General features: G+C 60.8%; 26 protein-coding genes, 1 tRNA gene and 2 pseudogenes. 12 read left to right on the plus strand and 17 right to left on the minus strand.

What is annotated here, in order from left to right; all coding sequences use genetic code 11:
- The first annotated feature begins 3 nt into the window (after positions 1 to 3).
- Positions 4 to 744, plus strand: a complete 741-nt coding sequence (locus Q8O69_RS07320; RefSeq protein ID WP_305590834.1) for an MgtC/SapB family protein — start codon at positions 4 to 6, stop codon at positions 742 to 744.
- Between the two features lie 25 nt (positions 745 to 769).
- Here Q8O69_RS07320 and Q8O69_RS07325 read toward each other — a convergent pair whose 3' ends face one another.
- From Q8O69_RS07325 to Q8O69_RS07340, 4 genes are all read right to left on the minus strand, one after another.
- Entirely contained in the window at positions 770 to 2602 is a 1833-nt protein-coding gene (locus Q8O69_RS07325) for an ABC transporter ATP-binding protein (RefSeq protein ID WP_305590836.1), read from the minus strand.
- Positions 2603 to 2725: 123 nt separating this feature from the next.
- On the minus strand, positions 2726 to 3280 hold the full coding sequence (locus Q8O69_RS07330; RefSeq protein ID WP_305590838.1) for a peptidylprolyl isomerase: 555 nt from the start codon (positions 3278 to 3280) through the stop codon (positions 2726 to 2728).
- A gap of 12 nt (positions 3281 to 3292) precedes the next feature.
- Complete coding sequence (locus Q8O69_RS07335) at positions 3293 to 4105, minus strand: alpha/beta fold hydrolase (protein WP_305590840.1); 813 nt, start codon at positions 4103 to 4105, stop codon at positions 3293 to 3295.
- A gap of 16 nt (positions 4106 to 4121) precedes the next feature.
- On the minus strand, positions 4122 to 5048 hold the full coding sequence (locus Q8O69_RS07340; RefSeq protein ID WP_305590842.1) for a LysR family transcriptional regulator: 927 nt from the start codon (positions 5046 to 5048) through the stop codon (positions 4122 to 4124).
- Between the two features lie 84 nt (positions 5049 to 5132).
- Here Q8O69_RS07340 and Q8O69_RS07345 point away from each other — a divergent pair, with 84 nt between their 5' ends.
- The 3 genes from Q8O69_RS07345 (at position 5133) to rarD (ending at position 7300) form a co-directional block, all read left to right on the plus strand.
- Complete coding sequence (locus Q8O69_RS07345; protein WP_305590844.1) at positions 5133 to 5447, plus strand: 3-phosphoglycerate kinase; 315 nt, start codon at positions 5133 to 5135, stop codon at positions 5445 to 5447.
- A 157-nt stretch (positions 5448 to 5604) separates the two neighbouring features.
- Positions 5605 to 6204 (plus strand): FMN-dependent NADH-azoreductase, encoded by a 600-nt coding sequence (locus tag Q8O69_RS07350; RefSeq protein ID WP_305590846.1) that lies wholly within the window; start codon positions 5605 to 5607, stop codon positions 6202 to 6204.
- Positions 6205 to 6403: 199 nt separating this feature from the next.
- Positions 6404 to 7300, plus strand: a complete 897-nt coding sequence (rarD, locus tag Q8O69_RS07355; protein WP_305590945.1) for an EamA family transporter RarD — start codon at positions 6404 to 6406, stop codon at positions 7298 to 7300.
- Here the strand turns inward: rarD and Q8O69_RS07360 are convergent.
- The 3 genes from Q8O69_RS07360 to Q8O69_RS07370 form a co-directional block, all read right to left on the minus strand.
- Entirely contained in the window at positions 7295 to 7849 is a 555-nt protein-coding gene (locus Q8O69_RS07360; RefSeq protein ID WP_305590848.1) for a dihydrofolate reductase family protein, read from the minus strand. The two genes, rarD and Q8O69_RS07360, sit on opposite strands and share 6 nt — an antisense overlap.
- A gap of 85 nt (positions 7850 to 7934) precedes the next feature.
- The gene (locus Q8O69_RS07365) at positions 7935 to 8339 is read right to left on the minus strand and encodes an anti-virulence regulator CigR family protein (RefSeq protein ID WP_275961119.1); all 405 of its coding nucleotides are present in this window, start codon (positions 8337 to 8339) and stop codon (positions 7935 to 7937) included.
- A 56-nt stretch (positions 8340 to 8395) separates the two neighbouring features.
- Complete coding sequence (locus Q8O69_RS07370) at positions 8396 to 9049, minus strand: 7-cyano-7-deazaguanine/7-aminomethyl-7-deazaguanine transporter (RefSeq protein WP_305590850.1); 654 nt, start codon at positions 9047 to 9049, stop codon at positions 8396 to 8398.
- Positions 9050 to 9314: 265 nt separating this feature from the next.
- Between Q8O69_RS07370 and Q8O69_RS07375 the strand changes: the two genes are divergently transcribed.
- The 3 genes and pseudogenes from Q8O69_RS07375 to Q8O69_RS07385 all read left to right on the plus strand — a co-directional run.
- A complete protein-coding gene (locus tag Q8O69_RS07375; RefSeq protein ID WP_305590852.1) occupies positions 9315 to 10664 on the plus strand; it encodes a DEAD/DEAH box helicase in 1350 nt (449 codons plus the stop codon).
- Positions 10665 to 10680: 16 nt separating this feature from the next.
- Positions 10681 to 10770 (plus strand): annotated as a pseudogene (locus Q8O69_RS07380) (hypothetical protein); the annotation flags it as partial.
- Positions 10771 to 10917: 147 nt separating this feature from the next.
- Positions 10918 to 11190 (plus strand): annotated as a pseudogene (locus Q8O69_RS07385) (DUF1294 domain-containing protein); the annotation flags it as partial.
- A gap of 35 nt (positions 11191 to 11225) precedes the next feature.
- On the opposite strand, the gene Q8O69_RS07390 reads toward Q8O69_RS07385, so the two are convergent.
- Positions 11226 to 12206, minus strand: coding sequence for a zinc-dependent alcohol dehydrogenase family protein (locus tag Q8O69_RS07390; RefSeq protein ID WP_305590854.1), 981 nt, complete (start codon positions 12204 to 12206; stop codon positions 11226 to 11228).
- A gap of 159 nt (positions 12207 to 12365) precedes the next feature.
- Between Q8O69_RS07390 and Q8O69_RS07395 the strand changes: the two genes are divergently transcribed.
- Positions 12366 to 13088 (plus strand): ABC transporter substrate-binding protein, encoded by a 723-nt coding sequence (locus Q8O69_RS07395; protein ID WP_275961123.1) that lies wholly within the window; start codon positions 12366 to 12368, stop codon positions 13086 to 13088.
- A gap of 20 nt (positions 13089 to 13108) precedes the next feature.
- Here the strand turns inward: Q8O69_RS07395 and Q8O69_RS07400 are convergent, their stop codons facing one another.
- A complete protein-coding gene (locus tag Q8O69_RS07400) occupies positions 13109 to 15328 on the minus strand; it encodes an LTA synthase family protein (protein WP_305590856.1) in 2220 nt (739 codons plus the stop codon).
- A gap of 228 nt (positions 15329 to 15556) precedes the next feature.
- Positions 15557 to 15745 carry a hypothetical protein gene (locus Q8O69_RS07405; protein WP_169852821.1) on the minus strand — a complete coding sequence of 63 codons (189 nt, stop codon included), beginning with the start codon at positions 15743 to 15745 and terminating at the stop codon, positions 15557 to 15559.
- 313 nt (positions 15746 to 16058) lie between these two features.
- Between Q8O69_RS07405 and Q8O69_RS07410 the strand changes: the two genes are divergently transcribed.
- Both Q8O69_RS07410 and Q8O69_RS07415 read left to right on the plus strand, forming a co-directional pair.
- Entirely contained in the window at positions 16059 to 16901 is an 843-nt protein-coding gene (locus Q8O69_RS07410) for a S1 RNA-binding domain-containing protein (RefSeq protein WP_275961125.1), read from the plus strand.
- Positions 16902 to 17034: 133 nt separating this feature from the next.
- Positions 17035 to 17110: transfer RNA gene (locus Q8O69_RS07415), tRNA-Thr, on the plus strand.
- Between the two features lie 14 nt (positions 17111 to 17124).
- Here Q8O69_RS07415 and Q8O69_RS07420 read toward each other — a convergent pair.
- Positions 17125 to 17661, minus strand: a complete 537-nt coding sequence (locus tag Q8O69_RS07420; protein WP_305590859.1) for a thermonuclease family protein — start codon at positions 17659 to 17661, stop codon at positions 17125 to 17127.
- Positions 17662 to 17947: 286 nt separating this feature from the next.
- Between Q8O69_RS07420 and Q8O69_RS07425 the strand changes: the two genes are divergently transcribed.
- Positions 17948 to 18283 carry a hypothetical protein gene (locus tag Q8O69_RS07425; RefSeq protein ID WP_305590861.1) on the plus strand — a complete coding sequence of 112 codons (336 nt, stop codon included), beginning with the start codon at positions 17948 to 17950 and terminating at the stop codon, positions 18281 to 18283.
- A 1-nt stretch (position 18284) separates the two neighbouring features.
- Here Q8O69_RS07425 and Q8O69_RS07430 read toward each other — a convergent pair whose 3' ends face one another.
- The 6 genes from Q8O69_RS07430 to Q8O69_RS07455 all read right to left on the minus strand — a co-directional run bounded on the left by Q8O69_RS07430 (position 18285) and on the right by Q8O69_RS07455 (position 21945).
- Positions 18285 to 18722 (minus strand): ABA4-like family protein, encoded by a 438-nt coding sequence (locus Q8O69_RS07430; protein ID WP_305590863.1) that lies wholly within the window; start codon positions 18720 to 18722, stop codon positions 18285 to 18287.
- A gap of 121 nt (positions 18723 to 18843) precedes the next feature.
- Positions 18844 to 19506, minus strand: a complete 663-nt coding sequence (msrA, locus tag Q8O69_RS07435; RefSeq protein ID WP_305590865.1) for a peptide-methionine (S)-S-oxide reductase MsrA — start codon at positions 19504 to 19506, stop codon at positions 18844 to 18846.
- A gap of 2 nt (positions 19507 to 19508) precedes the next feature.
- A complete protein-coding gene (msrB, locus tag Q8O69_RS07440; protein WP_275961130.1) occupies positions 19509 to 20024 on the minus strand; it encodes a peptide-methionine (R)-S-oxide reductase MsrB in 516 nt (171 codons plus the stop codon).
- A 118-nt stretch (positions 20025 to 20142) separates the two neighbouring features.
- The gene (locus Q8O69_RS07445; protein ID WP_371136066.1) at positions 20143 to 21180 is read right to left on the minus strand and encodes a GGDEF domain-containing protein; all 1038 of its coding nucleotides are present in this window, start codon (positions 21178 to 21180) and stop codon (positions 20143 to 20145) included.
- Positions 21181 to 21310: 130 nt separating this feature from the next.
- Positions 21311 to 21745 (minus strand): GNAT family N-acetyltransferase, encoded by a 435-nt coding sequence (locus tag Q8O69_RS07450; RefSeq protein ID WP_305590869.1) that lies wholly within the window; start codon positions 21743 to 21745, stop codon positions 21311 to 21313.
- 68 nt (positions 21746 to 21813) lie between these two features.
- Positions 21814 to 21945, minus strand: a complete 132-nt coding sequence (locus Q8O69_RS07455) for a hypothetical protein (RefSeq protein ID WP_305590871.1) — start codon at positions 21943 to 21945, stop codon at positions 21814 to 21816.
- 279 nt (positions 21946 to 22224) lie between these two features.
- Here Q8O69_RS07455 and Q8O69_RS07460 point away from each other — a divergent pair, with 279 nt between their 5' ends.
- Entirely contained in the window at positions 22225 to 22998 is a 774-nt protein-coding gene (locus tag Q8O69_RS07460; RefSeq protein ID WP_305590873.1) for a PP2C family serine/threonine-protein phosphatase, read from the plus strand.
- The last annotated feature ends 15 nt before the right edge of the window (positions 22999 to 23013 follow it).

Here is a 23013-nt window from a genome sequence, read left to right on the forward strand (position 1 = left end):
GTTGTGAGTGCATTTGCCCTGGTCGATGAGTTCTGGCTGCTGCCGGGCGTGGCGGTCAATCTGACCCTGTTTCTGAATATGCTTGGCGCACTGTTGCTCGGCCTGCTGGTCGGTTACGAGCGCTCCTACCATGGCCGGGCGGCGGGCATGCGTACCTATGGCATGGTCTGCATGGCCTCCTGTGCGCTGACGGTGCTCTGCGTGTACCCGCAGCACTGGCTGGGCGATCACTCCTTGGCCAGTGTTGACCCAACGCGAGTGATTCAGGGCGTGGTCACCGGCATCGGTTTTCTTGGCGCCGGGCTGATCATGAAGGACGGCATGAGCATCAGCGGCCTGACCACGGCGGCGTCGATCTGGGCCTCTTCGGCGATTGGCGTGCTGGTGGGCGTCGGCTTCTATGGCGCGGCGGTGCTGCTCAGCTTGATTTCCGCCGGGTTGATGATGTGGGGCGCCAAGCTGGAAGCACGGCTGCCATCGCGCCCGGCGCTGGCCATTGTGCTGCGCTTCGCCCCCGGTTTTGTCCGCCCGCATGAAGCGCGTTTACGTGAGATCGCCCGCGAGCGCGGCTACGTGATTGCCGGCGGCTCGTTCACCGTGAGCTTTGATCAGGGCCAGCTGGAGTGGCGCTTTGTCGCCGTGGCGGTGGACGGGCAGAAGAGTGCGCGGATCAGTGATATGGCCGATGAGCTAGCCAAGCTGGAAGGTGTGGCGAAGTTTCAGATGGCCCATGCGCGCAACTGAGCTTCGCCAAGTGTCAGCTCACCCTTCAGTCGACGCCGACAAACCCACCCGTCTGGTGCTGCCAAAGGCGGGCATAGAGGCCGCCTGCGGCGATCAGTTCACTGTGACTGCCGGTTTCGACAATGCGCCCCTGATCGATCACCACCAGGCGGTCCATACGGGCGATGGTCGACAGGCGGTGGGCGATGGCGATCACCGTTTTGCCCTGCATCAGGGTATCCAGGCTTTCCTGGATTGCTGCTTCGATTTCCGAGTCCAGTGCCGAGGTGGCTTCGTCCAGCACCAGAATCGGTGCGTCCTTGAGCAGTACGCGGGCGATGGCGATGCGTTGGCGCTGGCCTCCAGAGAGTTTTACTCCGCGCTCGCCGATCTGCGCGTCGAAACCATGGCCGCCCATGCCGTCGTCCAGTAGCGGGATAAAGCTGTCGGCGCGGGCCTTGCGTACGGCGTCGAGCAGCTGTGCTTCGCTGGCGTCGGGTTTGCCGTAGAGCAGGTTGTCGCGGATCGAGCGATGCAGCAGCGAGGTGTCCTGGGTGACCATGCCGATCTGCGCGCGCAGGCTCTCCTGGGCCACGTCGGCGATATTCTGGCCGTCGATCAGGATGCGCCCGCTCTCCAGGTCGTAGAGGCGCAGCAGCAGGTTGGCCAGGGTTGATTTGCCCGCGCCGGAAGGGCCGATCAGACCGATTTTTTCGCCGGGCGCCACTGTCAGGCTGAGGCCGGCGATCACGCCGTTGCGTTTGCCGTAGTGGAAGTGGATGTTGTCGAACTGCACGGCGCCCTGGCTAACGTGCAGCGGTTTGGCCTGCGCCTGGTCAAGTACCTGGCGCGGCTGGACGATGGTTTTCATGCCGTCCTGCACGGTGCCGACGTTCTCGAAAATGCCGTTGACCACCCACATGATCCATTCGGCCATGCCGTTGATGCGGATTACCAGGCCCAACGCCAGGGCGATGGCACCGGTGCTGATCAGTTGCTGATCCCACAACCACAGGGCCAGCGCACCGGTACCGACGATCAGCATGCCGTTGAGGCAGGTGATCAGGAAATCCAGGGTGGTGATGATGCGCGACTGCAAACGCACCTTGCCGAGCAATTCCTGCATGGCTTCGCGGGCGTAGTGTTCCTCGACCTGGGTGTGGGCGAACAGCTTGAGCGTGGTGACGTTGCTGTAGCCGTCGACCACCCGACCCATGACTTTCGAGCGCGCCGCCGAGGCCGCCGCAGAGCGTTCCTTGATACGTGGCACGAAGTACCAGAGCGCCGCGCAGTAACCGACTATCCACAGCAGCAGCGGGGCAATCAGGCTCAGGTCGGCGGCGGCAAACAAGTACAGCGCGCTGACGGCGTACACCAGCACATGCCAGAGCGCGTCAACCACCTGCATCGCCGAGTCACGCAGCGAAGGGCCGGTTTGCATGATGCGTTGGGCGATGCGCCCGGCGAAGTCGTGCTGGAAAAAGCTCAGGCTCTGCTTGAGCACATAGCGATGGTTCTGCCAGCGGATCAGGTTGGTCAGGCCGGGGTTGATGGTCTGATGCGTCAGCAAGTTGTGCAGACCGAAGACCAGCGGGCGGATGACCAGCGCCACCAGCAGCATCCACAGCAGGGTGCCTTGATGTTGCTCGAAGAACTCGCCACTCGGGGTGTTCTGCGTCATGTCGATCAGCTGACCGAGGAAGCTGAACAGCGCCACTTCGATCAGTGCAGCGACAAAGCCGACCACCAGCACGGCGATCATCAACGGCCAGACCTGGCGCAAATAGTAGGCATAAAACGCCAGCATGCCGGCCGGTGGCTCGACATCCGGGCTGGCTTTGAAAACGTCGATAAGGTGTTCGAAACGGCGAAACAACATGTCAGGCATCCTGCCTAGATCAGGGAATAGCGCCCGATTCTAACGAGTTTGCCGGGGAGGGTGTCGCGCAGAAAAGCAGGGTTAAAGCGCGCGGGGTGAGCAGGCTCACCCCGCGCGGTGTTATCAGAGACGCTTGGCTTCGGTGATCAGCACCGGCTCACGCGGCACATTCTGATGGCCGCCACGGTTGGCGGTCGGCACCTGAGCGATCTTGTCGACCACGTCCATGCCCTTCACCACCTTGCCGAACACCGCGTAACCGAAGTCGCGCGAGCCATGGTCGAGGAAGGCGTTGTCCTTGTGGTTGATAAAGAACTGGCTGGTGGCCGAGTCGCGTACCTGGGTACGGGCCATGGCCAGGGTGCCGCGTACGTTGTGCAGGCCGTTGTCGGCTTCGTTCTTGATCGGCGCCTGGGTGTTTTTCTGCTGCATGTCGGCATCGAAACCGCCGCCTTGCACCATAAAGCCCGGAATTACCCGGTGGAACTGGGTGCCGGCGTAATAGCCGCTGTCGACGTAGGCGAGGAAGTTGGCGGTGCTGATCGGCGCCTTCTCGGCATCCAGTTCGATCTCGATTTCACCGAGGCTGGTGGTCAGCAGCACTTTCGGGTTTTCGGCGGCCAGCAGGCTGCCGGCAAACAGGATGGAGCAGGCGGCGAGGGTGAGGGTCTTGAACATGCGTAGTAGTCCTTATTGTTGCTTGGCAGTGGGGGCGGTCTGTTCGACTTCGGCAAGGAAGGCTAGCAGGCTGCTGTTGAATTGTTCGGGTTGGTCCAGCGGTGTGGCGTGACGCGAATCCTCGATCACCAGCAGGCGTGCATTGGCCATTTCATCAACGTAGGCCTGCTTCTGCGCCACCGGGGTGTAATCGCGGTCGGCCGTGACTACCAGGGTCGGACAGCTGATTCGCGCCAGGCGTTCCCGCACGCCCCAGCCGATAATCGCATCCAGGCTGGCAAGGTAAGCACGCTTGTTGTTCTGCGGCCAGCGTTGCAGGATTTTCTGCCGCAGCTCTTCCTGCTCCGGCTTGGGGAACAGCAGTTTGCCCAAGGCTTTGGCAATGGTGTCGAGGCTGAGCAGGCGCGACAGGCTCCAGCGTTTGGCAATCTCGATGTAGTCGCGCGGGCTTTTCGCCTTCACTTCCGGGCCGCTGTTGACGATGCACAGGCTCTTCAGCAATTCGGGGCGATCCACGCCCAGCTGGAAGCCGATCATGCCGCCCATGGAGATGCCCACCAGATGCACCTGCGGCAGCTGCAGGTGCTCGATCAGCGCTGCCACATCCTCGGCAAAGCCCTGAATGCTGTAGCGTTCGTGGGGTTTGTCCGAGCGGCCGTGGCCGCGCACATCGAGGGCGATGACCCGGTAATGGCGGGCCAGCTCGGGAATCTGGTATTCCCAGTCGCGAGTGCTCGAACCGAGACCGTGGACCAGCAGCACGGGCGCGCCGTGGCCGTATTCCTCGTAGTGCAGCTGGCAGTCGTCGTTAGTGAAATAGGACATCTGCTGGACTCCTTAATCAGGCCGAGGGCAGGGGCGCAGCAAAGGCTGCATGTAAAGGGGCGGCGTCGAAACGCTGGATCAGCTCGACGAGAATCTGCGTGGCCGGGCCCAGGGGCTTGTCCTTGTTCGAATAGAGGAAGAACAGCGGATTGCGGCTGCCGCCCTGATCCAGAGGCAGGGGTTTGAGCAGCCCGTCCTTGAGTTCGCGTTCGATCAGGTGACGCGGCAACCACGCAAAGCCCAGGCCGTTGCTGACAAAGGTAGCGGCGGTGGCCAGGCTGCCGACCGTCCAGCGATGCTCCGCGCCAAGCCAGCCGACATCGCGCGGCTGCTGGCGACCGGAGTCGCGGATCACCACCTGCATCTGGCTTTCCAGATCCTGAAAGGTCACCACCCGCTGCAGGCGGTGCAGTGCATGCTCGGGGTGAGCCACGGCGACAAACTCCACAGTGCTCATTTCCGCGCCGAGAAAGCCGGGAATATTCAGCGCGCTGATGGCCAGGTCGGCGATGCCGTCCTTGAGCACTTCTTCCACCCCGGACAGCACTTCCTCGCGCAGGCGCACGCGGCAGCCACGGCTTTGCGGCATAAACGCGGTCAGCGCGCGAACCAGGCGCGCATTGGGGTAGGCCGCGTCGACCACCAGGCGCACTTCGGCTTCCCAGCCCTGTTCCATATGGTGAGCGAGGTCTTCCAGTTGGCTGGCCTGTTTGACCAATTGTCGCGAGCGGCGCAGCAGCACGTCACCGGCTTCGGTCAGCACCGCCTTGCGCCCATCGATACGCAGCAACGGTACACCGAGCTGCTCTTGCATACGCGCCACGGTGTAGCTGACCGAGGATTGCGAACGGTGCAGCACCTCGGCAGCCTGGGCAAAGCCGCCGTGATCGACCACCGCCTGCAGGGTGCGCCATTGGTCGAGGGTTACGCGGGGGGCTTTCATGGTGTTTTCCCGTCTACAGGTTCTAGGGTGCAAATGCCGACGCAATCAACCTAAACTGGCCGTCTTTTGCCGGAGACTGCCCTGATGAAAAAGCTTTGTTGTGCGCTGCTGGCCTGCTTGCCACTGACTGTAATGGCCTACCCGATTGAGGTGGAGAAACAGCTCAATGGCGCTGAAGTCTCGGCCTCCACCCAGGAAATCGACCACAACATGGGCGCCCTGCAGCTGTACAACTATGGCCGCAGCGACGCCAAGTGCACGGCGCTGTTCCGCAACGGCCCTGAAGCGCCGCGCACTCGTAAGGTCAGCCTGGCCGCCGGTGAAAGCAGCAACCTGGCGGTGAAGTTCAGCCGCAGCATTATCAAGTTACGGGTCAAGCTGACCTGCGAGCTGAGCTAGACAGTCCTTGGCCGCAACAGCCCAGAGACTAAGCCTGGGCTGGCTATAAATCAAATTATTAGATTGTTTGGCGCAGGTATTTGCGCTTTTTAATCGGATTGTGCGCTCCTATTCTTTGCCCATCGAGTTCAACAACCCTTTCGATGGAGCAAATAACATGGCAAATGTTCTGGTAATTGAAAGCAGCGCCCGTCAGCAAGGTTCGGTTTCTCGTCAGCTGACTGCGCAATTTATCGCCAACTGGTCGGCTGCCAACCCGGCCGATCAGATCAAGGTGCGTGACCTTGCGGTTGATCAGGTGCCGCATCTGGACGCCAACTTGCTGGGTGGCTGGATGACACCGGCCGGGCAGCAGAGTGAGGCCGAGCAGGCCGCGCTGGCGCTGTCTAATCTGCTGACCGACGAGCTGCTGGCCGCCGATGTGCTGGTGCTGGCCGCGCCGATGTACAACTTCGCCATCCCCAGCACCCTGAAGGCTTGGCTCGATCACGTGCTGCGCGCCGGGGTGACCTTCAAGTACAGCGAAACCGGCCCGCAAGGCCTGCTCAGCGGCAAGCGCGCTTTCGTCCTGACCGCTCGGGGTGGCATCTACGCCGGCGGTACTCAGGATCACCAGGAACCCTACCTGCGTCAGGCGCTGGCCTTTGTCGGTATCCACGATGTCAGCTTTATCCACGCCGAAGGCCTCAATCTGGGCGGCGACTTTCTCGAAAAGGGCCTGAACCAGGCCAAGGCGCAACTGGCCCAGGCCATCTAGTTTTCCGCTACTACCTGCTCTCCTGGCGTCCGGTGCTCCTGGACGTCTCTGCCCGCTCGGCTGATGCCGTGCGGGCTTTTTTATGCGCTGCATTTTTGCGCTGTACGGCTGTTTAAGTACCTGGCTGTGTCGCTTTGTGGCTGTGGTCTTAACTACAAGCCAGGCAAGATGCTGGGGTCTGATTGAGCAGGGTGATGTGATGCAGCTGTCTGGGCGCGGTGTGGCGCTGTCGATTATTGCCTCGGTGTTGTTTGCCCTGGTGCCCGGCTATGTGCGGCTGCTGGCGCCACTGGATGGCTTGCAGGTATTTGCCCAGCGGGTGCTCTGGTCGATGCCGGCGGTGTTGCTGCTGATTACCTTGTCGCGGCAATGGCCGGTGCTGCTGGCTGCCTGCGGTCGTGTGCGGCGCGAGCCTTTGCTGCTCGCCAGCCTGCCGTTGGCCGCGTTGTTGATGGGTATTCAATGGGCGCTGTTTGTCTGGGCGCCACTGGCTGGGCGCATGCTGGAAGTGTCTTTGGGCTATTTCCTCCTGCCGCTGGCCATGGTGCTGGCCGGGCGGGTGTTCTATGGCGAGCGGTTGCGGCCGTTGCAGCGTCTGGCGGTGTTCTGCGCCTTGCTTGGGGTGGCCCATGAATTGTGGCTGACCCAGGCGTTCTCCTGGGTGGTGATGGTCACGGTGCTGGGCTACCCGCCGTATTTTATGCTGCGCCGCTGGATGCGCCTGGACGCCTTGTCCGGCTTTGCCTTCGAGATGCTGTTTATGGCTCCGGTGGCAATCTGGCTGGTGCTGCAGTGGAGCCCGCCGCAGCTGTTTAGCCAGGCGCCACAGCTGTGGTGGCTGCTGCCGGGGCTGGCGATCCTCAGTTCTCTGGCGTTTGCCGCGATGATGGCTGCCAGTCGTCTGCTGCCGATGGGCCTGTTCGGTATCCTTAGTTATGTCGAGCCGGTGCTGCTGTTTCTGGTGGCGCTGCTGTTTCTCGGCGAGCAGTTCGATAGCGCGCAATGGCTGACCTATCTGCCGATCTGGCTGGCGGTGCTGCTGGTCGGCTGGGACAGCGCGCGGCTGTTGATCAAGCAGGCTCGGCAAGGGTTATAGAACGACATCCGCAGGGTTTTCCGGCAGCACCTGATAGTGCAGTTGCACCACGCCGCTGCTGAAGCTGCGTTGTTCGTGCAGCCTCAGGCTGCGTTCCAGACCGCTGGAAAACATCGGAATACCGGCGCCCAGCAGATAGGGCTCCAGGCTCACCACTAGCTCATCGAGCAGGCCGGCGGCGAAGCAGTTGCCCGCCAGCGAGCCGCCACCTACCAGCCAGATACGTTGATGGCCCAGGGCGGCCAGCTCAGTCAGGGCTTCGCTTGGCGTGCAGTGGCGCATGCTCACGCCCGGCGGCAAGTGCTGGTGCGGGTAGCGGGTCAATACCAGGCAGGGTTTGTTGGGGTAGGGCCAGGGCCCCTCGCAGTCCATCAGTGCATCGAAAGTCATGCGGCCCATCATCAGGGCGTCGATGCCGTCATAAAAGGCGTGGTAACCGTGGTCGTCGCCAGGGGTCTGGATGGCTTCCAGCCAATCGACTCGGCCATCCGGGCGAGCGATATAGCCGTCTAGGCTGGCGGCTACGTAGTAGATCAGGGTGGGTTTCATGGCGAGTCCCCAGTCACAAACGCAGGCCTCGGTTGAAGCCCCTGGTCAGTGGAGTGGCAATAGGGGACAAAGTTTCCTGGCGGGCTCAGTCCAGCACGTTCTGCAAAATCTCGTAGATCAGTCCCGTAGCCAGGGTGACGAGCACCACGTCGGTGCCCACTTGCTGCCATTCGTAGCCTTCGTAGCGCGGCAGTTGGCCGAGCAGGCGATTGTCGAAGCGCTTGGCAATGCCCGGCGGCAGCGGCTTGCCGCGCGCCAGGTTCTTGCGGATACCCGGTGGCAGAGACTGGGCTGGGCCGATCAGGTCGCGGTTATCGCCAAGGATGATGCGCACCTGGCCAATGTCGATGCTCGGGCCACGGATGTCGACGCGCACATCGCTGTCATCGCCATGTTTGTGGGCTTTGTCATGTTTGGGCGCGGCTTCGGCGTTGGCGAGTGTTAGCGCCAGGCCAAGGCCGGCGAATAACAGGGGCAGCGAACGGGACATGGCAGAACTCCGTAGCGGGGGATGAACCTTGGAGGTCGTCCTGAAGCTAAGGTTCCTCAGGCCGTCTTCGCCTTGGTGGCGGTCATGACGCGGAGTATGGCATTGAGCAACATGCCGTAGAGCGGCACGAACAGCAGCAGGCTGACCACCAGCTTGACCCCGTAATCGACCGTGGCGATCTCCACCCAGTGCTCGGCCATAAACGGGTTGCTGCTGTTCCAGAACGCCACCGAGAAGAACGCGTAGGTGTCCAGCAGGTTGCCGAAGATGGTTGATACGGTTGGCGCTACCCACCACAGCGACAGCTGGCGCAGGCGGTCGAATACCTGAATATCGAGGAACTGCCCCAGCACGTAGGCGAGGAAGCTGGCGATGGATATGCGCAGGACGAACTCGTTGAATTCCAGCAATGCGCCGAAGCCGCGAAAGCTGGCTTCCTGAAACAGCACCGAAACGATGTAGGAAATCAGCAGCGCCGGCAGCATCACCTGGGCGATCACCCGGCGCGCCGCCTGTTTGCCGAGCAGGCGGACGGTCAAGTCGGTAGCCAGGAAAATAAACGGGAAACTGAATGCGCCCCAGGTGGTGTGCCAGCCGAACAGGGTGATCGGCAGCTGCACCAGGTAGTTGCTGGCGATGATGATCAGGATATGGAACAGCACCAGGGCAATAAGCGCATTGCGCAGGCGCTGAGGGGCGGTAATAAGCATGACGGAACCTTTTTGCTGAATGGGGTTAGGGAACCCATGCCATCCGGGATTGAACGGCGGCGCGCATTCTACCGGCGCGACGCGGCGCTTGCGTAGTGGCCTGACGGGAGGCGTTGATTCGCACTAGGAGCAGCGCTGTTTTAGCGTCCTGCTGCAGGGCAGCCAACTGGGCTACAGACGCCGTTGGCCAGGCCGTTCGGGCTTTTAGCCGGCAGAACCGGTAATCTATGCCGCTGTATTGCTGATTTTTTGTCGAGGTATACCCGTGTTTTCCCAATTCGCCCTGCATGAACGCCTGCTCAAAGCCGTGGCCGAGCTTAAATTTGTCGAGCCCACCCCGGTGCAGTTGGCGGCCATTCCGCTGGCGCTGCAAGGAAAAGACCTGCGGGTTACCGCGCAAACCGGTAGCGGCAAGACCGCAGCGTTCGTGCTGCCGATGCTCAATCGCCTGCTCGGTGATGGCGCTTCCTCGCCGCGCATGAGCGTACGCGCGATGATCCTGCTGCCGACCCGCGAGCTGGCGCAGCAGACCCTCAAGGAAGTCGAGCGCTTCGCTCAGTTCACCTTCCTCAAGGGCGGGCTGATCACCGGTGGTGAAGACTTCAAGGTGCAGGCCGCCATGCTGCGCAAGGTCGACATCCTGATCGGTACGCCTGGCCGTCTGATCGAACACGCCAACGCCGGCAACCTGCTGCTCGATGAAGTCGAAGTGCTGGTGCTCGATGAAGCCGACCGCATGCTCGACATGGGCTTTGCCGAGGACGTGCAGCGTTTGTCCGAGCTGTGCAACGCCGACCGTCAGACCCTGCTGTTCTCCGCCACCAGTGGCGGCGCAGTGCTGCGCGAAGTGGTTGGCAAGGTGCTGAAAGAGCCTGAGCACCTGCAGCTCAACCGCGTCAGCCAGCTTAACGAAGGCACCCGTCAGCAGATCATCACCGCTGACCACAACCATCACAAAGAGCGTCTGGTCGAGTGGTTGCTGAAGAACGAGACCTACGACAAGGCGATCATCTTCACCAATACCCGGGTTCAAGCCGACCGCCTGTACGGCAAGTTGGTTGCCCACGACTTCAAGACCTTTGTATTGCACGGCGAGAAGGACCAGAAGGATCGCAAGCTGGCCATCGACCGCCTCAAGCAAGGCGCGGTGAAGATTCTGGTGGCCACCGATGTGGCGGCCCGTGGCCTGGATGTTGACGGCCTGGATCTGGTGATCAACTTCGATATGCCGCGCTCCGGCGACGAATACGTGCACCGTATCGGCCGTACCGGCCGTGCGGGGGCCGAAGGTCTGGCGATCTCGCTGATCTGCCACAACGACTGGGCGCTGATGTCGAGCATCGAGCGCTACCTCAAGCAGCGTTTCGAGCGCCGCAATATCAAGGACCTCAAGGGCATCTACCAGGGCCCGAAAAACCTCAAGGCGTCCGGCAAAGCGGTTGGCCCGAAGAAGAAAAAGGTCGATCCGAAAACCGGCAAGAAGCTCGCCACGAAAAAGCCAGCCGCCAAGGCGCCGAAGCGCAACACCATCAATCGGCCGAAACCCGATGCGCCGGTGCTGGTCAGCCAGGACGGCCTGGCCCCGCTGAAGCGCCGCGCTCCAGCCGCCGAGTAAGCCAATGGCCTGGCGGATGGGCCTGTTCGCCGCGCTGGCTGTTGCCGCGCAGGCGCAGGGCGCGGTGCACAAATGCGTGCAGCCTGACGGTGTGGTGCTCTACACCGATCAGCCCTGCAGCATCGCGCACAGCAACCTGGCCTTGAGTGTCAGTGATTACGCCAGCTACCCACCGTTACTGCAGGGTGTTGCGCAGCTCTGGCACGAACGGGTTCAACCGCTGCTGGTCGGGGTCGATGTTCTGTCTGTGCTAGTGCTGGTTTACGGGCTGATGAGCCTGATCTGCTTTATCGCCTACTACCGCGACAAACAGTTCGCCATCAAGGGTCAGCAGCGCACGCCCGAGGCGCGCCTGCATCTGTATGAGTTGTTGGGCGGCTGGCCTGGCGGGTTGCTGGCGCAGCGGCTGATTCGGCACAAGAACCGCAAGCTGAGTTATCAGCTGCTGTTCTGGTTGATCGTCTTGCTGCACGTGTCCCTGGCGGCGCTGGTGCTGTGGCTGATCAATACGCCTGCAGACGGCTGAAGACGGCGGGCTTTCCGCCGTCCACCGCTTAATCGTTACTTCGGTACGATCAGGATCTTGCCATCGCGTTCGCCACTGGCGGCGGCTGCTACGGCCTGTTTGATCTCGCTGACGTCATAGGTGGCAGCAACCCGGGTGTGTAGCTTGCCGCTGGCGATCAGCTGTACCAACTCACCAAATACCTTCATCTGCTCGGCCTGGCTGGCGTTCTGGAACCATTTGGCCAGCCAGAAGCCGCGCAGGCTGACATCGCGAAACACGAAGGACGCTGGCGATACTTGGCACGGTTGGCGGCTCATCATGCCGTAGTTAACCAGCACGCCGCCTTCGCAGAGGCTGGCAGCCAGGTGATCGGTCGACTCGCCGCCTACAGCATCGATACCCAAACGCACGCCTGCACCGCCAGTGGCTGCGCGTACGCGCTTGGCCAGATCCGGGCCATCGACCAGCACCACATCACCACCTTCGGCCTCAACGCCGGCTACCGCTGATTCGCGGCGCACCACGTTGATGGTCTTGAAGCCGCGCAGCTTGGCCAGCTGGATCAGGTAGCTGCCGACGCCAGAGTTGGCGGCGTTCTGGATCACCCAATCACCGGGCTTGAGCTCGACGAATTCACTGAGCATCAAGGATGCAGTCGGTGGGTTAACCGTCATCATCGCCAGTTGCTGTGGGTCGGCTTCCGGCAGGGGAATAAGTTTATTGGCCGGTGCGTTCAAATGGCTGACCCAGGTACCGCAACCCACTGGCAACAGCACCATCTGGCCGACCTTCAGGTTGCCGACCTCGGCGCCCAGCGCTTCCACGCGGCCAACCCCTTCGTTGCCGCCAATGGCTGGCAGCGGCGGCAGCATGCCGTATTCGCCGGTGAGGGTCAGCACATCGGATGGGTTGATTGGCGCAGCCAGCACCTTGATGCGCACCTGGCCGGCGCCTGGCTCTGGCAGTTGCAGTGCTACGGCGGCAATCACTTCGTGAGGTTGCGGGCCGCGTTGTTGGTATTCGGCTTTAAGCATGAAGGTTCTCCAGTGGGCAGCGACTGACTCGGGTGGCAAGAGTCTAGTCCTGTATGTGCCCTGGGCGACTAATTCGGATTAATCGATCTCAGTGATAGAACAATGCAGAGTCAGGTCATAGCCGGCTATGCTGGGCCCTGGTTCAACTCGAGTATCGCCATGAAGTGGGTGTGGGTCTGTTGTTTGTTGTCGTGCAGCCTGAACGTGTCGGCGCAAGCCTTGCGCGTGGGCTTTGGCACGCATAAACCGCCGTATATCTTCGAGAATGAGGCCCGTGGCCTGGAGCACGATATTGTGATGACTGCCGCGCAACGCGGCGGGCTGGAGCCGGTGGCGTACTACGCGCCGATGGAGCGCTTGAACCTGATGCTGAGCAAGGGCCAGATCGACGTTATTGCCACCACCAACGAGCGCAGCGGTGGTTCTATTTTTTATTCGGATGCCTATATCCGCTACCAGAACGTTGCGGTGGCCTTGCGCTCGCGCAACCTGGATATCCAGCGCATCAGCGACCTGGTGGGTTACTCGGTGAATGCCTTCCAGCGCGCGCGTTTTCTGCTCGGCAGCGAGTTTCAGGCCATGGCTGAAAACAACCCGCGCTACCGCGAAGAGGCCTTTCAGATTGCCCGCAATCGCATGCTCTACAGTGGCCGGGTGGATGTGGTGGTGACGGACATGCGCATCCTGCGTTACTTCAACCGCGAGGTGTACACCCAGGTCGATGTGACCCAGCCGCTGACCCTGTATCCGATTTTTGCGGCAACCGATTACAAGCTGGGGTGCCGCCTACAGGCTGATTGCGAGCGTTTCAATCAGGGCTTGGCGGCGATTCGGGAAAGTGGCGAGTACACCACCATCGAACGCCGTTATGCCATGCACTGACACGCCGGTGCATCGGCGGCTTATGGGGCGATCTCGTCGAGGCCCTCTTGTGCGGCCAGCAGTTCTTCCTCGGTTTGCAGCGGCGTGCTGCTGACGCTGAAATCGACAATCTCGATAGCGCCCTGACCCTGGCCCAACAGATGGAAGGAGAACGCCTTACGCGCTTGCGGGTTGTCGAAGGTGAAGCTGACTTCAACGGGTTTGTTACGGGTTAGTAGCGGCAGCTCGGGGATCGCCAAGTCGACGTTGCGGTCGTATTCCTTGGTTTTCAATTGCAGCGTGGCGCCCTTTTTATCCATGCGTAGGGCGCGGATTTTCAGGGTCACGGTGGTTTGCGTAGCTGCACCCAAGGTCAGGTACTGCGCGCCCACCAGGTTGTCTGCCCAGTCATCACTGACGCTGGGTTTGAGCTTGATTGGCTGCTGGTTGGCGAACTGGTAGCGCTGTTCGGCCTGGTCGCCGAGGCTCAGTGATTGGTCAAGCAGGGCCGCTTGCTGGCTGATTAGGCGCGCCGGTTTGCCGCTGAAACGGCCCAGGTAGCGTGCGCTGTCGGCAATAAAACCAGGGCTGGCGTAGCGCCGACAGACATTCTGGAAGTCGCACTCGGTCAGCGTGCCGTTGCCGTCATGCCGGCGCAGCAGGCCATTGGTGTAGGAGATGATCTCGCGGCCAGTAGCGTAGTCACGCAGCAATGAGCGCCCGGCAATATTGGCTGGCACCGGGAAGGCGAAGTAGTCGAGCACCGAAGCGGTCAGGTCGACATGGCCATACACGCCTTGCTTGAGCGCCGGCAGCTGCGCCTGCTCAGGAGCCAGCAGCAGGTTGAAGCCCCAGGCCGAAGCCAGGCGTACGTTCTCCACACCGTGGGATTCATCCGAGGTGACGATTACCAGGGTGTCTTTCATCACCCCCTGTTTTTCCAAGGCGTTGAGGAAGTCGGCGATGGCGTCATCCAAGTAGGCAATCGCCGCCAGCTTGGCGTTGGGGTGACGGTCGAGGTAGTCCTGCGGAGCGGAGTAGGGTTGGTGAGTGCCTACGGTCAGCAGGGTCAGCATCCAGGGCTGGCGCTTCTTGCGCAGTTGCTGCACGTAACCCAGGGCGCCTTCGAAGTAGGCTTTGTCGTCCATGCCCCAGGGGAATTCGATATAGGGTTTGTTCTTGAACCAGTCGCGGCCCAGGGTCTTGTCAAAACCCATCTGCGGCATGATCTGGTCCTTGGCCATAAAGCGCAGCCCGGCACCTTGCAAAAAATGCGTGCTAAGGCCGCGTTCGCGCAGCTGTGCGGGCAGGCATTGCTCGCTGCGCGCCGGGTTGTTGAGCAGCTCAACGCCTTTCGGGGTGCCGGAGTCGAGTTTGTTGTAATCGCCGCAGAGCATGGCATAGAGGCCGCGGATGGTCTGATGGCCATGCAGCACATAGTCAGTGGTGAGCATGCCGCGCTCGGCCCACTGGCTCAGGCGCGGCATCGGGTCCTGCTTATAGCTGCTGCCGATGGCTTGGCGACTGGCTTGCAGATAAGCGCCGGTGACGCCTTCGAGGGTGATGATCAGCACGTTGCGGGCGCTACCGGCCTGTTTGAGCAGCGGCGTGCCATGCAGGTCGAGTTGGTTCAGGCCGCTGATATCGGGTGGGCTGCTCGGCTCGTTACCCGCCAGCCAGTCGGCCAGGTGTTGCTGGCCGCTATTGCTACTTTCCGCCAGCAGCTTGTGCGGCAGGTTGAACTGCAGCCATTGGGCCGCTTCGCTGGGTTTGAGTTGCTGGCCAACTGTGTGTACGGCAAACAGGGCCAGCGGTAGCAGCAGCCAGGTGCGCGATAGCGCGGCGGCGTGGCGGGGTGTTTGTAAGCTGCGCAGCCCCAGGTAGAGCGCCACCAGCACGGCCATGGCAAAGGCCAGTAGCGGTTGGCTCAAGCCGCTGCCCTGGGTCGAATGGCTGACGAATTGTGCGTCGCCCAGGTATTGCAGGTCGGCCGGCTCCGGCATGCGGCCAACGGCATTGACCAACTCGGCGGTGCTCAGGGTAAAAATGCACCAGACCAGCAGCAGAGGAATGCTCAGCAGCCAGGAGCGTTGGTACAAAAGCACCACCAGCAAGCTGCCGACTGCCAGGTCAGACAGGTAGCCATAGGCGTGCGACCAGCCCAGCGTGTAGCGGCTGAGCAACGGCAGGGCGAGTAATAACAAACCGAGGGTAAGCAGGGTGCTGGAAGGCTGTCGCAGCCAATTGCAGGTAACGCGCACGGGTACTCCTGGGGCGATTGCCATCGTTCAGCAGTGGCAATGCCGAAACAGCCGCAAGATGCGGGCTGACATGATTCTGAAACAAGGTTGTGCTAAGCGCCAGAGGCTGGGGCGCAAAAGGGCAAAACAACTGATGTCGGGATGGGAAAAGGCGCGGGGGATGGGGAGGGGTTATGCACTGGCCAGCGCCTTGTCATTGCGAGCAAAGCGCTGCATGGCCAGAAAGCGTTACTTTTTGCCGATGGTGATCTGCTTGGTGGTGCCGTACACCTGACCGCTGACGCCTTTGGCAATTTGCTGAATTTCCCCGCCGGATTTCAGGAAGGCTTCGATCTGTGCGTCGATCGAGGCGCTGGTTTCCACGGCTGGAGCCGGCTTGGGTTTGCTGTTGGATGCTTTTACGCGCATGACGGCCATTAACCTACTCAAAAATTAATTTGGCCGCGCATAATACTCGAAATGCTTGACAATTGCTTGATAAATAAAGCTCGGATGTGGCGATATGCAGAGAGATTATTCTGTAAATAGTCCCGGTAATTAGCGGATATACCAGTAAGTGGTTGTTTTAATACGAATAGATAATTCATGTTGAGGCTGCATCTCGCGACCTGGGCCATCGGTCGGATTGCCCCGCAAGGTCGTCCGGCTGGCACCGTGCGATGGCCGGTAGGCCGAGAAATTAACAGGCGAGTCGGCTAGAATGCCGGCCTGGTAATGAGGGTAGGGCATCATGGCGGTAATTGGACGAATGAATAGTTTGCAGGTCGTGAAGCACACCGACTTCGGCCTGTATCTGGATGGCGGCGCGGATGGCGAGATTCTATTGCCCAAACGCTATATCCCGAGCGATACCCCAAGTGAAGTGGAAGACTGGTTGAACGTCTTTATTTACTTGGACAGTGAAGACAAATTGATTGCCACCACGGAAAAGCCAAAAGTTCAGGTGGGCGAATTTGCCAGTTTGAAAGTTGTGGATATAAACCGGGTGGGCTTATTCCTTAATTGGGGTTTGCCGAAAGATTTATTGCTGCCGCACTCCGAAGAAAAACGCCCCTTGCAGATCGGTGATTACTGCGTGGTGCATGTGTTTCTCGACAAGCGCAGCAAACGCATCACTGCCACCGCACGCCTGGATCGTTACCTGGACAATGTGCCGGCCAACTACACGGCGGGCGAGGAAGTCGACCTGTTGGTGGCCGAATCCACTGATATGGGTTTCAAGGCCATTATCAATGGCAAGCACTGGGGCCTGATCCACAAGAACGAGCTGTTCAAGTTTGTGCGCAGCGGCATGCAGGAAAAAGGCTTTATCAAGGAAGTGCGCGCCGACGGCAAGATCAGCCTGAGCCTGCAGCCGGTTGGTCAGGAAGCCGCCAGCAGCCTGGGTGAGCAGATTCTGGCCAAGCTGCGCGAGCACGATGGCGTGCTCAAGGTGAATGATAAAAGTTCGCCTGAAGAAATTGCCGGGCTGTTTCGGGTCAGCAAGGGCAACTTCAAGAAAGCCATCGGCGGCTTGTACAAGCAGGGGCGCATCGTGATCCACGAAGACCGTATTGAACTGCCGAGCAAGTAAGCCGCGCTCTGCGTTTGCGGTTCACTGCATTGCACCAGCAGTGAACCGTACGTGCTGCAATTGGCTTGCTAGGCTTGAGTGACAGCTTGAGTCGCGTTGCTGCTGGTGTGCTGCGCGATTTAAGCAACATCTTGCCGGTGTAGCTCAGTCGGTAGAGCAGCGCACTCGTAACGCGAAGGTCGTAGGTTCAATTCCTATCACCGGCACCATCTAAGCCAATCCGTTAACCGCCACCAAACTGGGAGAACGACGCCGTTCGGCTGGGCTTGGTTTTTTGCGGTGCGGCAATTTTGCCGGCGTAGCGCCAGTCCCAGGGTGCGACTATGTCTTCGGCCGGAAGCTGCCAGAGGCCTTTGCCCATGTTTCTGGCCAGGGTCTCGGCATCTTTGAGCCGGTGGTCTTTCAGCTGTTTGGTATAGGCCCAGGCAGCGCCCTGGGCGACCAGGGTGTGATTCACATCAAGGCTGCCGACATAGGCCCGAGCCAGCGTTCTGCCGTAGCGATCCACCTCTTGCACATGCAGGACCACCTGCTTTTCCAATACCAGATCAGACAGGGCCTGCTTGGCTTCGGCGCCATAGGGCTGCTTTCTTTCCGGTGCGTCGATTTCCGCAAGGCGCACACGCAGCCGTTTGTTTTCCGTGGTCAGGCAGCTGAAGGTGTCGCCTTCGCTGATGGTCATTACCCGGCAGATGAATTGCTCAGCAAGCGCCAAGCTGGGCAGGCAGGCGAGAAGCAGTAGTGTGATACGGATAGTCATCTGATTGGCAATGCTCAGGCGAATGCATAGTCGTTGATAGTAATAAATGCTCAGCAGATTAAGCGGGACGGGTATCGCGAAACAGCACTGCGGGTTGTGCGAAGTGCTTAGCTTGCGTTGAACGCTGGGGTTGCTTGTGCTTTCCCACAAACCGAGGATGATTGCTCATTAATTGAGTAACTAAGCAGCGTGCGAATGCGCTGTCTGGATCAATGGTCGGAACCGCAGGCGTGCTGGTGTTGCCAAACCTTCAGGTTCGTTGCGCGCCGGTGGCGCAGAGGTTGTGATGACGATGTGCAGATATGTGCTCGGTCTTGTGGGGTTGCTGCTGGTTACTCCGCTGTATGCCGAGCAGCAGGCGCCACAGACGCTGCGGGTCATTCCGAAAACCTATATCAGCCCTGGTGCCAGTGGCAGCATCGGCAGCTCGCAGACTATCGAAAGCCATAACCTCTATGGCGGGCAGCGTCTACCCGACGGCCTGCAGCGTCACGAGCAGCGCTACGGCAGCCAGTCGATAGAAAACCGCGGAACGATCAAGCAAACCATTGAATACCCCAATGGCTACCGGGTGCAGCAGTATCCTGGGCAAAGCACTGAATACTATGAGCGCAGCCGCTAGCTCAGGCCGCCATCACCAGCCCCCAGCGCAGTGCCAGAAACGCCAGCAAACCCAACGGGCCGAACATCAGGGTCAGCACATAGCAGGGCAACAGTGCCCAGTGGCTGATGCCGGCGATGGCGCCTTCGTGGCGGATATACAGCCCGACCATCAGATCGAACGCCAGGATATGCACCCAGGCTGCCAGCGCGGCCGTGGGTTGGCGCAGCAGTGAGAGCACCCCGCCGAGGCTGAAGAAACCGGGTCTGCCGCTACCCGGTTCGGGGCGTTGGCGCATCGCGACAAACAGCAGCCAGCTGTAGACGATGGCCAACAGAACCACGCTAAGGCCCAGCACCAGTTCATCGGTATAGGACCAGAACGGCAGGCAGACCAGCATCAGCCAGCCGCCCAGGGCGATTAGCGAGGTGAGTTTGAACAGCGGTTTCAACGGGGCCATGGCGTGCTCACTGGGCAAGGTGTGGGCTCAACCATAGCGGATACGGCGGTTGCCGCATCCAGGCATCAGCGGCTGAATACAACGTCATCAGCTGGCGCGAGGGCCAGCTGATGGGCGCGCTTTACTGCTTCTTGCCCCAGAGTTTTTCCAGGCGTTGATCACGACCGCAGCCGTTGCGGTAGTAGTTGTAGCGCAGCGGATTACGTTGGTAGTAGTCCTGGTGATAGTCCTCGGCGGGGTAGAAGGTGCTGGCGGCGAGGATTTCCGTAACCACCGGCGCAGGCAAACGCGCGGATTTATCCAGGGCGGCCTTGGAGGCTTCGGCCAGTTGCTGTTCTTCTGCGTTGCTGTAGAAGATCGCGCTGCGGTACTGCGGGCCGCGGTCACAGAACTGGGCGTTGGCGGTCACCGGGTCAATGGTGGGCCAGAAGGCTTCCAGCAGTTTGGCGTAGCTGGTCTTGCTTGGGTCGAAGCGCACCCGTACCGCTTCGATATGCCCACTGCTGCCGGCTGACACCTGTTCGTAGGTGGGGTTGTCGACATGCCCGCCGATATAGCCGGAGGTGGTTTCAATCACGCCAGGCACTTTGTCGAAGTCCGATTCGGTACACCAGAAACAACCGCCGGCAAAGATCGCCACGCCAGGGTTTTCTACCGTTGGCGCACTGGCTTGCGGCTGCGGCGCCTGGGCGGCGCTGGGTTCACAGGCGGCCAGCAGGCCGCCCAGAACGAGGATGCTGCTGGCCAGCAGACGGCTGCGCCAGCTAGAGGTAGTAGCAGTCATGTTCAGCTCCGCAGCTCAGGTAAGGCTTCGCCTTGGGGGATAAAGCGCAGGGCCACGCCGTTGTTGCACCAACGTTCGCCGCGCGGTTTCGGGCCGTCATCGAAGACATGACCCTGATGCCCGCCACAGCGTGCGCAGTGGTACTCGGTGCGCGGGAAGAACAGCTTGAAGTCGCGCTTGGTGCCCATATGGCCGGCAATCGGCTGGGTAAAGCTGGGCCAGCCGGTGCCGCTTTCATATTTGTCCTGGCTGGCAAACAGCGGCAGGTAGCAGGCGGCGCAGAGGTAGGTGCCGTCGCGTTTTTCCTGATTCAGCGGGCTGCTACCGGGGGCTTCAGTGTCTTCTTCAAACAGCACGGCATAGGCTTCGGGCGTCAGTAGTGCACGCCAGGCGTCATGGGGTTTATCCAGTGGCGTCACGCTGCTGGCGATGGCTTGCGCCAGGCTGAGCGGGGCGTGACCGAGCAGGGGCAGGGCTGGCAACAGGGCCATTCCCTTGAGCAGGGAGCGTCTTTTCATGGCAGTGCTCTGTATGAGGTGTGGCCAATAGACAGAGACAAAGCCGAGTTGTTACAGCCTTGCCGGCAGCGCGCGAGAATTTTCCCGCGCAAGTTGTAAGCAAAGATAAATCGCACGCTCAGGTGATAGGCAGGCTGCTGGTTTTATCGACGCCGTCATCGATGACAATGCAGTCCCGCCCGGCGTTCTTGGCGCGATACAGGCGTTCATCAGCGCGCTGCAGCATGTTTTCCCAGTGCTCGTCGCGGCGCAGGATGGCCCCGCCGACTGACATGGTCACCGCTCCGCCGGGCCCGCGCAGGTGCTGCGCCACTTGCTGCTGCAGGTGTTGCGCGGCCGCCAGCAGGCCGGCGCGTTCGGTGTTGGGCAGCAGCAGGAGGAACTCTTCGCCGCCGAAGCGGAACAACCGGTCCTCCTTGCGCGATGAGCTTTTGATCAGTTCGACAAAGTCCACCAGCACCTGGTCGCCGGCCTGGTGGCCGTGGCTGTCGTTGATCCGTTTGAAATGATCCAGGTCCATCACCAGTACGCCGTAGCTGTTGCCGTGGCGGCGGTAAATGGAGGCGGCGATCTTCAACTCTTCATTCATTGCCCGGCGGTTGCGCGCACCGGTCAGCGGGTCGTGGATGGCCAGTTGTTGCAGCTGGTCGCGCTGGCTGCTGGTGCGGTAGGCAAACACGAAACTGAGGGTGCTGGCCATCATGCTGGTGACCAGAAATGAAACCATCTGGTAGTCGCTTTCAAACACCGAACCGGGCTTTAACTGGCCGTAACCAACCAGTGTGATGAGCACCAGAATAGTGGCCAGCAAGGCCTTGGCGGGCGACACCATAAAGAAGTTGAAGAGAATCAGCGGGTAGATCCAGAACAGGCCGTTGACGCCCAGATTGATGGCGATCAGCGTTGCGCCGGCAGAGAAGATGGTGGCCAGGTAAATGCCGGGTTTGATCGTGTCACCGGTGCGCCAGGCGTAAAGCACCGCGAGCACGGTGGAAACCACAATCACGGTGTCGGCGGAGCCTACCAGGTAGTTACCGGTGGCTAGCCGGTAGACGGCATAGGGGGTAATGCCAATCACGCCAAACAGGCCCATCAAGGTAATGATGGACAACTGGAAGTCGTTACGCAGGCGCCTGAGCAACCGCGATATGCGCATAGGTAAAGGCCATTGTTGTCGTTGTTATGAGCTAAGCATGCAGAGCTTGCCCTGGCGATGGCAATAGTAAAATCCAGCAAAGTGCCAGCATGGGCCACTATCTGCCGAATGGCGTTGGTGTTATCTGGTACTAAGGTTCCAGCCCTTGTGCCGTAAGGCCTGCGCAAGATATGCGGGAAAATGCCAGCAGGCTTTTAGTGCGCTGATAGCGGCTCAGGCGTTCAGCCAACGGCTGAGGCAGGTCGGTGCTGGGGGCAAAGCCCAGGCGCAGGTAGAAGTCGCTGAGCTGCGGATGGCAGAACAGCCAGACCGGTGTGGCGCAATCGGCCAGCGCCGTTTCGATCAATTGGCGCGCGATGCCTTGCTCGCGCCGCGCGCAATCGACCAGCAGGCTGGTTAGCCAGTGGCCGTGCGCGACCTGATGCAGACAAAGCGCTGCGACGATTTGCCGGTCTTCTGCCACCCACAGCTGGGCACCGGCAGTGACGCGCATGGCTGAGCGTTGGTTGCGGTAGAACTTGTCGGCAAGTGGTTTGAGCGGGGCGGGGAGTAGGCGGTAGTGCATTGCAGGTACTGTTGCTACGGTGAGTGGATGCCTGAGCGCAAGCGGGCTGCTCGCCTCAGGCCGGTGGCTCAGACGTTGGCGGCGTGGCTGCCGAGCAGGGTTTTCGCACCTTGCTTGTCTTTTTTGTCCAGACGCTTTTCGCTGGCGGTTTTCAGCGGCTTTTTCTTCACTTGTTTCTTCGAATCCATACCTTTGCTCATGATCTTCACCTCTGACAATGTCGTGGTTGAATGTTCTGGAGCGGGCCATCCCCTCGCGGTGAGGCGAGGCTGGTGATTCGAGTCTACGCCCATGCTGGGCGAATAGCTGGGGCGTTATCGACTAGCCAGGTAGCAGACCTGGGTTCGACTGGTTAACAGTTCACCGGCAAAATCGGCGGCTGGCGGTGACAGCCTGAGTTTGCCGCCGCATCATGCGGTGTATTACGCCGCGTGCAGCCTGCTTGCTGTGCGACTGTTGAACCCTAGGTCGAGACGTTGATGGAACAAGCGCTGATTTATGCCGGCCAGAGCGTGCCTGGGCGGGTGCGTGGGCACAATGAAGATGCTCTGTTGTGTTGCCCACAGCTGAATCTGTGGGCGATTGCCGACGGCATGGGGGGCCATCAATGCGGCGAAGTGGCCAGCGCCCTGGCCTTACAGACGCTGCAGGCGGCCTGCGCCTCAGGCGCGGCGTTGGTCGAAGCGGTGCATGCAGCCAACCGTGAGATTCTCAGCGTGGCGCGCGCCGATGAGCAGCGCGGCATGGGCACGACCTTGGTGGCCGTACGCTTCGCTGGCGCCGCGTTCAGCATTGCCTGGGTCGGCGACAGCCGGGCTTATCGGGTCAGTGCCGGGCATATCGAGCGCCTGACCCACGACCACAGCTGGGTGCAGACGATGATCGATGCCGGGCAGATGAGCGCCGAAGCGGCGCGTAGCCACCCGCAGCGCAATGTCATTCTGCAGTGCCTGGGCCGTGATGATCAGCCGCTGGAAGTCGGCATATTGCAAGGCTCGCTCGGTGAGCATGAGTTGCTGCTGCTGTGCAGCGACGGCCTGACTGGCGAGCTGGACGACGCGCAGATCCAGCAGCTGTGCAGCAACGCCCAGACCCTCGATGAGCTGGTGGAACAGCTGCTGGCGCAGGCCAACGAAATGGGCGGCAAGGATAATATCTCCTGTATCGTGCTCGGCCGTGATGCGGCTGCGCCCAGCGCCCCGGCCAAACCGCGCGGTTTGCTCAGCCGTCTGTTTACCTCCCGCAAGCCCTAATTCGCCGGTGTGCAC

Origin of the sequence: Pseudomonas sp. (assembly GCF_030690725.1) — a bacterium.
Taxonomy (GTDB): Bacteria; Pseudomonadota; Gammaproteobacteria; order Pseudomonadales; family Pseudomonadaceae; genus Aquipseudomonas.

Coding starts and splice junctions, on each gene's coding strand:
- Q8O69_RS07335 (WP_305590840.1), bottom strand. CDS start 4,105: ATGTCCTATTTCACTAACGACGACTGCCAGCTGCACTACGAGGAATAC.
- msrB (WP_275961130.1), bottom strand. CDS start 20,024: ATGAAAAGACGCTCCCTGCTCAAGGGAATGGCCCTGTTGCCAGCCCTG.
- Q8O69_RS07365 (WP_275961119.1), bottom strand. CDS start 8,339: ATGTCCCGTTCGCTGCCCCTGTTATTCGCCGGCCTTGGCCTGGCGCTA.
- Q8O69_RS07390 (WP_305590854.1), bottom strand. CDS start 12,206: ATGCTTAAAGCCGAATACCAACAACGCGGCCCGCAACCTCACGAAGTG.
- Q8O69_RS07405 (WP_169852821.1), bottom strand. CDS start 15,745: ATGGCCGTCATGCGCGTAAAAGCATCCAACAGCAAACCCAAGCCGGCT.
- Q8O69_RS07370 (WP_305590850.1), bottom strand. CDS start 9,049: ATGCTTATTACCGCCCCTCAGCGCCTGCGCAATGCGCTTATTGCCCTG.
- Q8O69_RS07395 (WP_275961123.1), top strand. CDS start 12,366: ATGAAGTGGGTGTGGGTCTGTTGTTTGTTGTCGTGCAGCCTGAACGTG.
- Q8O69_RS07430 (WP_305590863.1), bottom strand. CDS start 18,722: ATGGCCCCGTTGAAACCGCTGTTCAAACTCACCTCGCTAATCGCCCTG.
- Q8O69_RS07325 (WP_305590836.1), bottom strand. CDS start 2,602: ATGTTGTTTCGCCGTTTCGAACACCTTATCGACGTTTTCAAAGCCAGC.
- Q8O69_RS07455 (WP_305590871.1), bottom strand. CDS start 21,945: ATGAGCAAAGGTATGGATTCGAAGAAACAAGTGAAGAAAAAGCCGCTG.
- Q8O69_RS07420 (WP_305590859.1), bottom strand. CDS start 17,661: ATGACTATCCGTATCACACTACTGCTTCTCGCCTGCCTGCCCAGCTTG.
- Q8O69_RS07445 (WP_371136066.1), bottom strand. CDS start 21,180: ATGCGCATATCGCGGTTGCTCAGGCGCCTGCGTAACGACTTCCAGTTG.
- Q8O69_RS07425 (WP_305590861.1), top strand. CDS start 17,948: ATGACGATGTGCAGATATGTGCTCGGTCTTGTGGGGTTGCTGCTGGTT.
- Q8O69_RS07350 (WP_305590846.1), top strand. CDS start 5,605: ATGGCAAATGTTCTGGTAATTGAAAGCAGCGCCCGTCAGCAAGGTTCG.
- Q8O69_RS07345 (WP_305590844.1), top strand. CDS start 5,133: ATGAAAAAGCTTTGTTGTGCGCTGCTGGCCTGCTTGCCACTGACTGTA.
- Q8O69_RS07340 (WP_305590842.1), bottom strand. CDS start 5,048: ATGAAAGCCCCCCGCGTAACCCTCGACCAATGGCGCACCCTGCAGGCG.
- msrA (WP_305590865.1), bottom strand. CDS start 19,506: ATGACTGCTACTACCTCTAGCTGGCGCAGCCGTCTGCTGGCCAGCAGC.
- Q8O69_RS07450 (WP_305590869.1), bottom strand. CDS start 21,745: ATGCACTACCGCCTACTCCCCGCCCCGCTCAAACCACTTGCCGACAAG.
- Q8O69_RS07460 (WP_305590873.1), top strand. CDS start 22,225: ATGGAACAAGCGCTGATTTATGCCGGCCAGAGCGTGCCTGGGCGGGTG.
- Q8O69_RS07360 (WP_305590848.1), bottom strand. CDS start 7,849: ATGAAACCCACCCTGATCTACTACGTAGCCGCCAGCCTAGACGGCTAT.
- Q8O69_RS07410 (WP_275961125.1), top strand. CDS start 16,059: ATGGCGGTAATTGGACGAATGAATAGTTTGCAGGTCGTGAAGCACACC.
- Q8O69_RS07330 (WP_305590838.1), bottom strand. CDS start 3,280: ATGTTCAAGACCCTCACCCTCGCCGCCTGCTCCATCCTGTTTGCCGGC.
- rarD (WP_305590945.1), top strand. CDS start 6,404: ATGCAGCTGTCTGGGCGCGGTGTGGCGCTGTCGATTATTGCCTCGGTG.